Here is a 13703-nt window from a genome sequence, read left to right as displayed (position 1 = left end):
GCGCGCACAACACGGCATCCACACACCACGCGGGTCTCGCTTCGTGGTTTCGTGTCTTCTCTGGCTTCTTTCGCAATTCCGACGTCGCGCGCTCGTTTGACTACGCCATGCTCCACTGCGGCATCGTTCGCGGCTTCCCGGGTTCGTGGCGCGCGCGTTGGTGATGCCGCTGGGGCTGTGCATCTCCGTCACCCTAGCCTCTGCCGCGCCTTGTTACGCGCCCTGACGATCGTTCCGTTCCTTGCGACGGGGCTCGTGCTGGCGCCCACGGCGCATGCCAAGTACGCCATCGCGCAATACGGTGAGCCGAAGTACCCGGAGGGGTTCACGCACTTCGATTACGTCAATCCGGACGCGCCGCGCGGCGGCACGCTGACCTTGGCGAACCCCGATCGCCGTACCAGCTTCGACAAGTTCAACCCCTTCACGCTGCGTGGCACATCGCCGCCAGGCGTGGCCGGCCTCATGTTCGAGACGCTTGGCATCGGCAGCGCCGACGAGCCGGCGACCGTCTATGGTCTGCTCGCTGACGACATTGCCGTGGCTGCCGACGGCGCCTCGGTCACGTTTCATCTCCGTTCTGCGGCTCGATTCAACAACGGCGATCCGGTGACGGCGCAGGACGTCAAGTATTCCTTCGATGCGCTGATGAGTCCGCAGGCGGCGCCGGGTTTCAAGGTCATGCTCTCCGACGTGAAGGGCGTGACGGTGCTCGACAGTCGTCGCGTGCGTTTCGACTTTCGTCGCGTGAGTCCCGACCTGCCGTTGCTCGTGGCAACGGTGCCGGTGTTCTCGCCCAAATGGGGGGTGGGCGCCGACGGCAAACGCAAGGCCTTCGACGCGCTGACGTTCGAGACGCCGGTGGCGAGCGGCCCGTATCTGATCGAGTCTTACGACGGCGGGCGGCGTATCACCTTCCGCCGCGATCCGAAGTACTGGGGGCGCGACCTCCCGGTGCGGCGCGGTACGTATAACTTCGATCGTATCGTCTACAAGCTGTACTCCGACGACATCGTGCGGCTCGAAGGTTTCAAGGCGGGCGAGTTCGATGCGATTACCGAGTACCGCGCCCGAAGCTGGGTGCGCAGCTATGTGGGCAAGCGTTTTCGCGACGGCGAACTCCTCAAGCGCGAGTTCGCGCATCACAATGCGGCCGGCATGCAGGGCTTCATCCTGAACGTGCGGCGCGATATGTTCCGCGACGTGCGCGTGCGACACGCGCTCGATCTCGCGCTCGACTACCAGTGGCTCAACCGGCAACTGTTCTACAACCAGTATCAGCGCATCTACAGCTACTTCACCAACGGCGATCTCGCGGCGCGTGGCATGCCGAGCGCGGCAGAGCTGAAGCTGCTCGAGCCGTTGCGCAGCAAGCTCGATCCGGCCGTGTTGGGGCCGATGGTCGTGCAGCCGACGACCACGCCGCCCGAGAGCCTGCGCGAGAACCTGCGCAAGGCTCGGGAACTGCTGGCGCAGGCTGGCTGGACCTATCGCGATGGCGCGTTGCGTAACGCGAAGGGCGAGCCGTTCGTGTTCGAGTTTCTCGACGACGGCGGTTCGATGGGGCCGGTGGCGTCTGCCTACGCGCGCAATCTAGCGAAGCTCGGCATTACGCTGAACTTCCGCACGAGTGACTTCGCGTTGTATCAGAAACGTATCGAGACGTTCGACTTCGACATGATTTCGCTGCGCTACCCGGATTCGCAAATTCCCGGCACCGAATTGATTGACCGCTTCGGCAGTCAGTCGGCCAATGTGGACGGCTCGGATAACGTGATCGGCCTGAAAGACCCTGCGGTCGACTCGCTTCTGGCGTCGCTGGTGCGCGCGCATACCTATGAAGACCTGGTCGCTTCGGCGCGGGCACTCGACCGCGTGCTGATGCACGGCTATTACATCGTGCCGCACTGGTTCTCGTCGACGCATCGCATGGCGTACCAGCGATATCTGCGTTTCCCGGAAAAATTGCCGCTCTACTACACGGCGGAAGGCTGGCTCGTGTCGATGTGGTGGGACTCGCGTGTGGGGCAGGGCAAGGCGGCGACGCCCGAGGTGCCCCCGTCGTCGGCATCCCCGGCATCCGCCGCATCCGCTGCGTCCCGATAGATTTTCACTGAGCGTCAGGCACCGACAGGAGCTGTCCCCCAACCATGTGGTCCTACATACTCAAACGCCTGCTGATCATGATTCCGACGTTGCTCGGTGTGATCACACTGACGTTCGTTGTCATTCAATTCGTGCCGGGCGGCCCGGTCGAGCAGGTGATGCTCGAACTCAAGGGGCGCGCCGGTGGCGGTGAGGCGAGCGGCGGCGGGGGCGGTAGCGACTACCGTGGACGGCGTGGCATCGACGCCCAGCAGCTTGCGCAAATCAAGGCCCTCTACGGTTTCGACAAGACACCGGGAGAGCGTTACTGGCTGATGCTTAAACGCTTCGCGAAATTCGACCTCGGCGAGAGTTACTTCCGGCATCAGAGCGTGTGGTCGCTGATCGTCTCGAAGCTGCCGGTGTCGATTTCTCTTGGCCTCTGGACGTTTTTCCTCACGTATCTGATATCGGTGCCGTTGGGCATCGCCAAGGCGGTGCGCAACGGTTCCCGGTTCGATACGCTCACGAGTCTGGTCGTACTCGTGGGCTATGCCATCCCCGGCTTCGTGCTCGGCGTGTTGCTGCTGGTGCTTTTCGGCGGCGGTACGTTCTGGCAGTTGTTTCCGTTGCGCGAGCTCGTCTCCGATAACTGGAGCGATCTGTCGTGGCCGGCGAAGATCACCGATTACCTCTGGCACATCACGCTGCCGGTGACGGCGTCGGTCGTCGGTAGTTTCGCGGTGATCACCATGCTCACGAAGAACGCGTTCCTCGACGAAATTCGCCGGCAGTATGTGCTGACGGCGCGCGCCAAGGGGCTCTCGGAGCGCAAGGTGCTGTTCAAGCATGTCTTTCGCAACGCGCTGATTCCGCTGATTACCGGCTTTCCGGCAGCCTTCATCGGGGCATTCTTCGCGGGAAGTCTGCTGATCGAGACACTGTTCTCGCTCGACGGTCTGGGCCGTCTGTCGTATGAATCGGTGCAGCGTCGCGACTATCCGGTCGTGCTCGGCTCGCTGTATCTGTTCACTCTCATCGGCTTGCTGACCAAGCTCATCTCCGACCTGTGCTACGTGCTGGTCGACCCACGCATTCAATTCGATCGACTGGAGCACTGACGTGACCCGATCCGCCACGCCATCGCCACGCCCGTCGTCGTTCGCCTCGTCGTCTTCGCCATCGCGCTCGCCGCGCTGGCGTGTCTGGCGGCGCTTTCGTAGCCACCGCATGGGCTATTGGAGCCTTGTCGCATTCGTGGTGCTGTTCGGCATCAGCCTCTTTGCCGAGGTGATCGCCAACGACAAGCCGTGGGTCGTTCGCTACGAGGGGCAATGGTATTTCCCGCTCGTGAAGACGTATCCCGAATCGACCTTCGGCGGCGACTTTCCCACGCCGACCGATTACCTCGATCCGTTCATCGAGGACCGGATTCGCGCGGGCGATAACTTCGCGATTTATCCGCCGGTGCGCTATCGCTACGACACCATCAACTACTTTGCGACGGTGCCCAATCCGGCGCCGCCGTCGTCGGAGAACTGGCTGGGGACGGACGATCGCGGGCGCGATGTGTTCTCGCGTCTGCTTTACGGGTTCCGGCTCTCTGTGATCTTCGCGCTGGCGCTGACCGTCTCCGGCACCTTGCTTGGCGTGCTGGCCGGCGCGGTGCAAGGTTTTTATGGCGGGCGTATCGACCTGACGCTGCAACGCCTGATCGAAATCTGGGGATCGTTGCCCGAGCTGTATCTGCTCATTATTTTCGCGTCGATCTTCGAGCCGCATCTGTGGCTACTCTTTGTGTTGCTCTCGTTGTTCGGTTGGATCGGTTTGTCCGACTACGTGCGAGCCGAGTTTCTGCGTAATCGTCAACTCGATTACGTGCGTGCGGCGCGGGCGATGGGGCTTTCGAACTGGCAGATCATTCGCCGCCACGTGTTGCCCAACAGCATGACGCCTGTCATTACCTTCTTGCCGTTTCGCATGAGCGGGGCGATTCTGGCGCTCACGAGTCTCGACTTCCTCGGACTCGGTGTGCCGCCGCCCACGCCAAGTCTTGGCGAACTCCTGAATCAGGGGAAGGCGAATCTCGACGCCTGGTGGATTTCGCTGGCCACGTTCGTCGTGCTGGTACTGACGCTGTTGTTGCTCACGTTCATGGGAGACGCCTTGCGCAATGCGCTCGACACACGTGTCGCGGACAAGCAGGCTGCGGCCGGGGGGGCGATGTGAGCGCACCGCTTCTCAGTATCGAAAATCTGTCGGTGCGTTTCGGCGATACCGACGCGGTGAAGGACGTGAGCCTCGCCATCGAGCGCGGCGAGCGCGTTGCGCTGGTCGGCGAGTCGGGCTCGGGCAAGAGCGTGACGGCGCTGGCTATCCTGCGTCTGTTACAGGATGCGCAGATTCAGGGGCGCGTCATGCTCGACGGCGTTGACCTGGCGTCGCTGAGCGAGCGTGCCATGCGAGGCGTGCGCGGCAACGACGTCGCCATGATTTTTCAGGAGCCGATGACCGCGCTCAATCCGCTCTATCCGATTGGTGAGCAGATTGCCGAGGCGCTCGAGTTGCACGAGGGACTGTCTTCCCGCGAGGCCAAGACGCGCGCGGTGGCGTTGCTGCGCCGCACGGGCATTCCCGAGCCGGAACGCCGCGTGTCGCATTTCCCGCATGAGTTGTCCGGCGGTCAGCGTCAGCGCGCCATGATTGCGATGGCGCTCGCCTGCCGTCCCAAGTTGCTCCTGGCGGACGAGCCGACGACGGCACTCGACGTGACCATTCGCGCACAGATCATTGAGCTGCTGCTCGAATTGCAGCGCGACGCCGCCGAGAAGCGCGGGATGGCGGTGCTGCTCATCACGCACGACCTGAATCTGGTGCGGCGGTTTGCGCAACGCGTGGCCGTGATGGAGAAGGGCGTGCTCGTGGAGTGTGCCGACACCGAGACGCTCTTCGAGAATCCGCAGCATCCGTATACGCGGAAGCTCATCGATAGCCGCCCGCAACGCGAGATTCATCCGGTGCTGCCGATTGCCCCGGTGTTGCTCGAAGCGCGCGGCGTTACGGTGGATTATCCGACGGCGCAGCCGGGCATACGCGGCTGGTTCCGGCGCGGGCGCTTCCGGGCGGTGCATCCGGTCGATCTGGCGTTGCGTCAGGGCGAGACGCTTGGCGTGGTAGGGGAGTCGGGCTCCGGCAAGTCGACGCTCGCCATGGCGTTGCTCGGGCTTCAGCGCGCCAGCGCCGGACAGATCGAGTTTCAGGGCGAGCCGCTTTCGTCCTATCGCGGGACGGCGCAACGGGTGCTGCGCTCACGCATGCAGATCGTATTCCAGGATCCCTTCGGGTCGCTCTCGCCGCGCATGACCGTCGAGGAGATCGTGGGGGAGGGACTGGCCCTTCACCGTCCGAAGCAGACGGAGAACGAGCGGCGCACCCGCGTGGCGGACATGTTGCGCGAGGTCGGGATCGATGCGCGCGCCATGTCACGCTATCCGCATGAGTTCTCGGGCGGTCAGCGCCAGCGGATCGCGATTGCGCGCGCCCTTGTCGTCGATCCGCAGATCCTTGTGCTCGATGAGCCGACCAGCGCGCTCGACGTCTCGATTCAGCAGCAGGTGCTCCATCTGCTGGCGCAATTGCAGATCAAATACAACCTGAGCTACCTCTTCATCAGTCACGATCTGGCGGTCATGCGGGCCATGGCGCACCGGGTTCTGGTGTTCAAGGACGGGCATCTCGTGGAGCAAGGCGATACGGAATCGGTATTTTTTGATCCGCAAAACGAGTACACCCGAGAATTGGTCGCGGCGGCCATGTTATAGGGGCGTGACAGGGCCGTGAAACGTCACATAACGTCGCGGAACGTCGGCTAAATCGCAGAGGCTTGATTGTTAATGAAAATTTTCTGATTGTGCTGATTGTTTTTTTCTATTACCTTTTGACATCATGTGACGTTCACATTACTATCGCGTACCAATTAAGTTGAATATTCAACGAGTTAACAGGTCAGTTCAGACGACAAGTTCGGTGGTGGGGTTAGCCGGGCGTGACTCGACGGTGTTCGACACGGCAGCATCCTGTTGCATCTGACGAGCTACTCATCGGCCATCCGACTCACTCAACCCGGCGACCAATGCAGACGACGACCCCTTCGCGCACCCGCAAGACACTCCTTCTCGCGTTCACTGCCGCAGGCCTCGTCACCGCCTCGTTGACGGCGAAGGCTGACGATTACAACAATGGCCCGAGCCCCGCTGCCCGGGCCGCCGCCGCCGCCATTCAGGCCAAAAACGCTTCCCAGAATGCAACGACGGCCAACGTTTCCGACGTTGCGCCAGTGGCGGTCGAAGAGTCGCACGTGCAACGTGCGCAGAAGTTGCTCTCGAACGTTACCGACAAGGCGTCGGACGTCGTACTTGGCGCGCTGAACTACATCGGCGTGCGCTACAAGTACGGTGGCAACACGCCGGATAGCGGTCTGGATTGCAGCGGCTTCGTGCGCTATGTGTTCCAGGACACGCTCAATTTCATGCTGCCGCGCCGCTCGGAAGAAATGAGCCAGGTGGGCGAGCGTATTGCCAAGACCGATCTGAAGCCGGGCGATCTCGTGTTCTTCAATACGATGCGTCGCAGCTTCTCGCACGTCGGTATCTATATTGGTGGCGACAAGTTCGTGCACGCGCCGGCCACGGGCGGCAAGATTCGCGTGGAAGAACTGAATGGGTCGTACTGGTCGGCTCGTTACAACGGCGCGCGCCGCGTCGAAACGCTCAAGGCCAGCGCCGAACTCACGCGCGTTGAGCAACTCTTCAAGAACGACCATCCGATGTAAGTGGCGAGGCTCGCCGACGTAGCGGGCCTCGGTGCAAAGAGAAAGCCGCCCACCATGGGCGGCTTTCTCTTTTGCGGCGTCCGTTCGTCAACAATGACGCCGTATGGGGTGCCCCGCCTACCGGGACCGCGCGCGTGGTCTGGCAGGCGAAGGTGTTGGGCAATGCTTCAGCGCGACGCCTGGGGCATGCCGCGCGTGGCGTCCGTCTGCGCTTCGGCGAGCTTGCGCTGGATCTCCGGCCACAGCTTCGCAACGGCCTCCTCACCGGCCAGAATGGCCCGGTTGCGGCCCTGAAAGTCGGAAGCGGCCATCTTTGCCAGCGACGGACGAATCACGACGTCGGCATTCTTCTCCAGCTCGTACTGCTTGATCGACTGTCCCATGATCGTGAACGTCTGCATGAGGATGTCGAACTGGCCCTGCGTGGCTTGCGCCGTCGGGTTGGCGGAGATGTCGACCGCAATCACGAAGTCGGCCCCCATCTGGCGAGCATATTCGGCCGGCACGGGGGCGACGAGGCCACCGTCGACGTAATCGCGCGAGCCGATATGCACGGGCTCAAACACGCCCGGCACACTGCTCGACGCACGCACGGCCTGTCCGGTATTGCCGCGCCGGAACAAAATCGGCGCGCCGCTCTGCAAGTCGGTCGCCACGATGCCCAACTGACGCGGCATCTGTTCGATCGGACGATCCTTGAGAATCTTGTTGACGTAGGACTGCAAAGCCTCGCCGCGCAGCATGCCGCGCGAGCGGAAGGGCATCGTCCAGTCGCTGATCGACGCTTCATCCATCGTCGAGGCCAGGCGATTGAGCTGGAAGCCGTTTAACCCGGAGGCGTACATCGCGCCGACAACGCTGCCGGCACTGGTGCCGACGACGATGTCGGCGTGAATGCCCCGGGCTTCGAGCGCCTTGATCACCCCCACATGGGCGAAGCCACGCGCTGCGCCGCCCCCGAGTGCCAGGCCGATTTTCAACGGTCGCACGACCTTCGGCGGGGCGATTGGTGTGGCGGGGACTGTCGGGGTCTGCGCAACGGGCGGTACGGGGCTGGTGGGTGCAACAGGGACGTTGCCCTGCGAGTCGACCCGCGGGGCGCTGGCGCATCCGGCCAGCACAGCGGCCATGGCGAGGGTGCCCAGTGCAGTGCGCGGGGACGTAACAAGCCAGCGTCGCGTTGGTGCGAGGGCGGGCAGGGCGGAAGACGACATAGTGGGGGCGCCGTCGGCGGTCGGTGTGAGCGCACGGCGCAAGATTCGAATCAAGGACAACAAGGGGAAACTCCGGCAGGGCAGGACTGACGCTCGCGGTGCCGTTGATCATCAGGATGGGGGGGCTACCGGCACGCGTCGACGCGCAATTTTACGGCGATTGGAGCGGTGGGGGAGTAATTCAGTTCACTTTTCGAGGGGGATATCAATGTGCGGGCACCCGCAGTGGAACCTTTCTCGCTGTCGCCCGTCTTATCAGCCGCAACCCACGCAGCGCATCGTCATTCGCCGGTGCCACCGCTTTTTTGCTCGGCAGCCCGACGGCCCCGGCGAGCCGAACGTCTCTTCGCCTCGCAGCCTCGTCGCTGCAAATTCCATGCACCAACGCCTATCGGTTTTCGATAGTGAATATCGAAACTAATGCGAATGGGAATCATTTGCGTTAATGGATGTTTTTCATTATGCTGTTCCTCTCTACGAAACTACGACTGCGGGGAATGGCCCATGAAGGCGAAGACGATCGGTAAATTGGCGCGACTGACGGTGCTCGGCACGACGATGGCGGCGGCATTCGGCGCACAAGCGGATACCAATGGCGTGCTGAATTTGTACTCGGCACGTCACTATCAAACCGACGAGCAACTTTTCGGCACATTCACCAAGCAAACCGGTATCAAGATCAATCGCATTGAGGCAGATGACGCAGCATTGCTGGAGCGTCTGAAGAGCGAGGGTGCAAAGAGTCCGGCGGACGTCATCCTGATGGTCGACGCGGCTCGTCTGGCGAAAGCCGACGAAGCCGGGCTGTTCCAGCCGACCAAGTCGGCCACACTCGACACCCGCATTCCGTCCAAGCTGCACGCTGCCAGCACCAAGGCAGGTACGGACTGGTACGGCTTTTCGACACGCGCTCGCGTGATCGTCTACAACAAGGACAAGGTCGACCCGAAGACGGTGCAAACGTATGCATCGCTCGCGGAACCGTCGCACAAGGGGCAGGTCTGCACGCGCTCGGGCTCGCACCCGTACATGCTCTCGCTGGTCGGTGCACTGATCGCCCGCGAAGGCGCTCAAGCGACGCAGAAGTGGGCCGAAGGCATGGTGGCGAACTTCGCCCGCGCGCCGCGCGGCGGCGACACCGACCAGATCAAGGCCGTTGCGACCGGCGAGTGCGGTGTGGCGCTGGCGAACTCTTACTACTACGTGCGCATGGCACGCTCCGACAAGCCGGAAGACAAGGCCCTCATGTCGAAGGTCGGCTTCATCTGGCCGGATCAGGCAGGTAAGGGGACCCACGTGAATGTGGCGGGCGCCGGTGTCGCCAAGCACGCGCCGAACCACGCCAACGCCGTGAAATTCCTCGAGTACCTGGCGAGCGATGAAGCTCAGCAATACTTCGCCAACGGTAACAACGAGTGGCCCGCAGTGACGACGACCAAGGTCGATAATCCGGCACTCGCCGCTCTGGGCGACTTCAAGGCGGAAGACGTGCCGATCGGCACGATCGCGAAGAACCTGCCGGAAGCGCAGCGCATTCTGGATCGCGCTGGCTATAAATAAGCTGGCGGGCAGGGGCGGCTGCTTTCCGTCTTCTGCTTCCCTGTCTCCCTGCCCCCTGCCTCTTCGGGGGGCGATAAACACCTCCCCTCAGACGGATCGGGGCCCCTTTCCGCCTCTCAGACATAAACCCAACTCGCTGCAGAAAGGAGCCCCGATCCGTCTCTGCCAACGCCCGGTGGGCGCAAAAATGGGCACGCGGTCGCTGATCTATCCCCCCAGCTGGATGTTTTCCAACTTTTGGGGGTGTTTCAGCTCCGGTGCCCATTTTTTGTTTGTCGTAGCTGACGGCTTTGTGATTCGCCGTCAGCCGGGGTGACTCGTCAGGCGACGTCTTCCTCTTCGCCCGGCTGGTACATGTGGTAATCGCCCGTGGCATACACACCCTTGTACGGCATGGGCGACTCGTCTTCATGATCGACAGGGTGCGTCTCTACGATGCGAAGCGATTCGCGGACTTGCGGCGGCTCGCATTCGGCGATCAGGCGCAACGCTTCAGCTTCATCGTCGGCGACAACATCGTAGGTCGTCACGAACTCCGGCGCAGGGCCGTCCGGGTCCTCATCTTCCAGCGGCTCGTACCACTGGCCCTCCACGATCAGATGCATTCCGCGTGCGGTGTCCGATTGCGCGTCGCGCGCAGCACGCAGTGCCCACAGGGCCGCGTCACTCCACTTGTACAACTGCACGGCCTCCAGCGCTGAGGCGAGCGCCTTGTCGTTCTCGCCCGACTGCTTGTAAGCCAGCGACAGCTCGGCGACGACGTCGGCCATCGAGACATTGCTGCCTTCGTCGTCGGGCTCCTGCTTGTGCAGTGCCTCATAGGTGGCAATGGCAGCTTTGGGCTCGCCTTGCGCATTGAACAGATGCATGCGCAGAGCAATGGCATTTTCGATGAAGGCGCGACCGGCCTGCGCCAGGTGCGGGCTTTCGAGCACTCGATCGAGACGCGTCTGCGCCGACGCAAAGTCGCCATGGCGGGCGAGGGCGTTGGCGTGATTGAAGTCGACGATCACGAGGTCTTCATCGGGCGCGCAGTTGCCTGCGGCCTCATAGGCCTCGATGGCGGCGGGGAAGCGTCCGAGATCGGAGCGGTAATTGCCAAGCAGTTGCCAGAGCAGCCAGACGCCCGGTGCATGGGCAACGCCGGCTTCGAGTACGGCCACCGCCTGTTCCATTTCGTCCATGTCGGCGTAGGCCATTGCCTGCACCTCATAGGCGCCCGAGTACTGCATCGACTCGAGCCGTTTGCCGATCTCCAGCGCCGACTCAGGATCGCCGGCTTCGAGGTGGGCAAAGGCTTCCGCCATCAATTCGTCTTGCTCGGACATTGCAATTTCTCCTTCGGGAACAGCTTTGGGGGGAAGGCGTGCCGGCGGCCTGCGCACGGTACCGTCCCATCATATAACAGTCATCGTGACAGCCCGCACCGCGCCGGCAGGGGCTTGCGGTGATGCTGAAACGGGCGGGAAACAGGCAGGGGCGGGGCCGCCGACGATGCGCCGTAATGAAAAAGCCGCGACATTCGTCGCGGCTTTTTCACTGGATGCGCGGGGCGAAATCAGCCGCCGCGGCGCATCAGGTCGAAGAACTCTGCGTTGTTCTTCGTCTGCTTGATCTTGCCAAGCAGGAATTCCATCGCTTCGGCCTCGTCCATATCGTAGATGAGCTTGCGCAGCACCCAGATCTTTTGCAGGATTTCCGGCTTGATGAGCAGTTCTTCGCGACGCGTGCCCGACTTGTTCAGGTTGATCGCCGGGTAGACGCGCTTTTCCGCAAGGCGGCGCTCAAGGTGCACTTCCATGTTGCCGGTGCCCTTGAATTCTTCGTAAATCACGTCATCCATGCGGCTGCCGGTTTCAATCAGCGCCGTGGCGATGATCGTGAGCGAACCGCCTTCTTCGACGTTACGTGCAGCACCGAAGAAGCGCTTCGGACGTTGCAGTGCATTGGCGTCCACACCGCCGGTGAGCACTTTGCCCGATGCCGGGATCACGGTGTTGTAGGCGCGAGCCAGACGCGTGATCGAGTCGAGCAGAATAATCACGTCCTGCTTCATTTCGATCAGGCGCTTGGCCTTCTCGATCACCATTTCGGCAACCTGCACGTGACGCGTGGCAGGTTCGTCGAACGTCGAAGCGACCACTTCGCCTTTCACCGAACGCTGCATTTCGGTCACTTCTTCCGGGCGCTCGTCGATGAGCAGCACGAAAAGCTTGGCTTCCGGATGGTTGGTGGCAATCGCGTGAGCGATGTGCTGCAGCATCACGGTCTTACCCGACTTCGGCGAGGCCACGAGCAGACCGCGCTGACCCTTGCCGATCGGGGCGATCATGTCGATGATGCGGCCCGTCACGTTCTCTTCACCGCGAATGTCGCGCTCGAGCAGCAGCGGCTTGTTCGGGTGCAGCGGCGTGAGGTTCTCGAACATGATCTTATGTTTCGAGGCCTCGGGCGGATGGTCGTTGACTTTGTCGACCTTCACCAGCGCGAAATAACGCTCGCCGTCCTTCGGCGTGCGCACTTCCCCTTCGATCGTGTCTCCGGTATGCAGGTTGAAACGACGGATCTGCGACGGGCTGATATAGATATCGTCCGTGCTGGCCAGATACGACGTCTCGGGCGAGCGCAGGAAACCGAAGCCATCCGGCAGCACCTCGAGCGTACCGTCGCCATAGATGGTTTCGCCGGTCTTTGCGCGCTTCTTCAGAATGGCGAACATCAGCTCCTGCTTGCGAAGGCGGTTGGCGTTCTCGATCTCGAGACCATTCGCCATTTCAAGCAGTTCGGAGACGTGCTGGGACTTTAGTTCGGATAAATGCATACGGAGGTGCCGTCCATTGGACGACAAGTGAATGATCAGGGAAAAAAGATGAGCGAACGCTCGAAGAACTTTGGGATGCTTTTCGCCGGATTATATAGCAAGCAGCGCGGGGCGCAAGCGCTGTGCCAATTGTTGGGCGCCGGGGTGTCGCACAGTGACGACAAAGGCCCCGGCTGCCTTCGGCTCAGAATTACAGATGCTGGTCGAGGAATGCGGTCAGTTGACCCTTGGCCAGTGCGCCGACCTTCTGGCCAGCGACGGCGCCATTCTTGAACAGGATCAGCGTCGGGATGCCGCGAATGCCGAACTTGGCCGGCGTTGACTGGTTGTCATCGACGTTCATCTTGGCGATCTGCACCTTGTCGCCGTATTCCTTGGCCACGTCTTCCAGGATCGGGGCAATCATCTTGCACGGACCACACCATTCTGCCCAGAAATCGAGAAGGACCGGCTTGTCGGAATTCAAAACGTCCGCGTCGAAGCTGGCGTCGGAAATGTGCTTGATTTGTTCGCTCATGAGTAAAGTTGCCTCGTCTGACTATTCGGAAACGTCCGGCGAAAACGACCCGCTTTCACCGACGCTAGAGATGTCACCCAGTATTTCCAGGCGTGCATTCTCCATATGGAGGCTGCAATCGCGTGCTTCAATAGCGTGCGCCAATGCAGTTTGTGCCCATCTTAGCGGAAATCGCAAACGCTTGCGCGCAGTGCCTCACGTGCCGCGACACCGCCGGCGGGCTGTCATCTATGACCCTCTCGCGGAAATTGCGCTTCTGTTGACGCGTCGACTCTGGTAGAATTCGTTCCTGACGGGCCTCCTCGCATGGTGGCGCGGCCAATCTGGTCAGGTCGGGAACGAAGCAGCCACAGCCGTTTTCTACCAGTGCCGAGGGTCAGGCTCGTCACCTACCTCCTTGTTTTATCGATGTTCTCCGCGCCTTCTGCGCAAATTCTTTCCTCGCTTGAAACTGCCATCTATCGTCGCCATTGTGAATGGGCGCGACGCGATTGCCATTGGCGGCCTATGCCGGCCGGCGAAGAAGGCAAGCACTGCTTCTCCGCGTATCGCGTGGACCGGATCGGCTTGGTAGAATCGCGCAACATTTTTTTCTATCGCCCCGATAGCCTGCCGGATTCAACGGGCTTCACACGTCTGATCGGGCGTTGACTCGGGTGCGGAAGCCCACCGCCG

Annotated in this window: 10 protein-coding genes and 1 other RNA gene; 7 read left to right on the top strand and 4 right to left on the bottom strand. The window is 61.8% G+C overall.

From position 1 onward, the window contains the following. Positions 1-177: 177 nt before the first annotated feature. From PI93_RS17965 to PI93_RS17945, 5 genes are all read left to right on the top strand, one after another. The gene (locus tag PI93_RS17965; protein ID WP_144400193.1) at positions 178-2106 is read left to right on the top strand and encodes an extracellular solute-binding protein; all 1929 of its coding nucleotides are present in this window, start codon (positions 178-180) and stop codon (positions 2104-2106) included. A 44-nt stretch (positions 2107-2150) separates the two neighbouring features. Continuing rightward, positions 2151-3206 carry a microcin C ABC transporter permease YejB gene (locus PI93_RS17960; protein WP_039368405.1) on the top strand — a complete coding sequence of 352 codons (1056 nt, stop codon included), beginning with the start codon at positions 2151-2153 and terminating at the stop codon, positions 3204-3206. Positions 3207-3315: 109 nt separating this feature from the next. Beyond that, positions 3316-4314, top strand: coding sequence for an ABC transporter permease (locus PI93_RS17955; protein ID WP_236105840.1), 999 nt, complete (start codon positions 3316-3318; stop codon positions 4312-4314). Further along, complete coding sequence (locus PI93_RS17950; RefSeq protein ID WP_039368398.1) at positions 4311-5906, top strand: ABC transporter ATP-binding protein; 1596 nt, start codon at positions 4311-4313, stop codon at positions 5904-5906. The genes PI93_RS17955 and PI93_RS17950 overlap by 4 nt, the downstream gene beginning before the upstream one ends. A gap of 311 nt (positions 5907-6217) precedes the next feature. Then, a complete protein-coding gene (locus tag PI93_RS17945) occupies positions 6218-6916 on the top strand; it encodes a C40 family peptidase (RefSeq protein WP_080759105.1) in 699 nt (232 codons plus the stop codon). 167 nt (positions 6917-7083) lie between these two features. Here the strand turns inward: PI93_RS17945 and PI93_RS17940 are convergent, their stop codons facing one another. After that, positions 7084-8130: a patatin-like phospholipase family protein gene (locus PI93_RS17940; protein WP_236105801.1), complete on the bottom strand. Its 1047-nt coding sequence runs from the start codon at positions 8128-8130 to the stop codon at positions 7084-7086. Positions 8131-8634: 504 nt separating this feature from the next. On the opposite strand from PI93_RS17940, the gene PI93_RS17935 reads away from it, so the two are divergent. Further along, entirely contained in the window at positions 8635-9690 is a 1056-nt protein-coding gene (locus tag PI93_RS17935) for a Fe(3+) ABC transporter substrate-binding protein (protein ID WP_052241117.1), read from the top strand. 320 nt (positions 9691-10010) lie between these two features. On the opposite strand, the gene PI93_RS17930 is transcribed toward PI93_RS17935, so the two are convergent. The 3 genes from PI93_RS17930 to trxA all read right to left on the bottom strand — a co-directional run bounded on the left by PI93_RS17930 (position 10011) and on the right by trxA (position 13028). Continuing rightward, positions 10011-11018, bottom strand: a complete 1008-nt coding sequence (locus PI93_RS17930; protein WP_039375470.1) for a tetratricopeptide repeat protein — start codon at positions 11016-11018, stop codon at positions 10011-10013. Positions 11019-11248: 230 nt separating this feature from the next. After that, positions 11249-12511 carry a transcription termination factor Rho gene (gene rho, locus PI93_RS17925; protein ID WP_039374656.1) on the bottom strand — a complete coding sequence of 421 codons (1263 nt, stop codon included), beginning with the start codon at positions 12509-12511 and terminating at the stop codon, positions 11249-11251. Positions 12512-12701: 190 nt separating this feature from the next. Next, the gene (gene trxA, locus PI93_RS17920; RefSeq protein WP_039374657.1) at positions 12702-13028 is read right to left on the bottom strand and encodes a thioredoxin TrxA; all 327 of its coding nucleotides are present in this window, start codon (positions 13026-13028) and stop codon (positions 12702-12704) included. Between the two features lie 291 nt (positions 13029-13319). Between trxA and ffs the strand changes: the two genes are divergently transcribed. After that, positions 13320-13418, top strand: an RNA gene (ffs, locus tag PI93_RS17915) — signal recognition particle sRNA small type. Positions 13419-13703 lie beyond the last annotated feature (285 nt).

The organism is Pandoraea fibrosis, from assembly GCF_000807775.2.
GTDB classification, from domain to species: Bacteria; Pseudomonadota; Gammaproteobacteria; order Burkholderiales; family Burkholderiaceae; genus Pandoraea; species Pandoraea fibrosis.
Note: the sequence above shows the minus strand (reverse complement) of the source record. Positions and strands in the feature narration are given on the sequence as shown.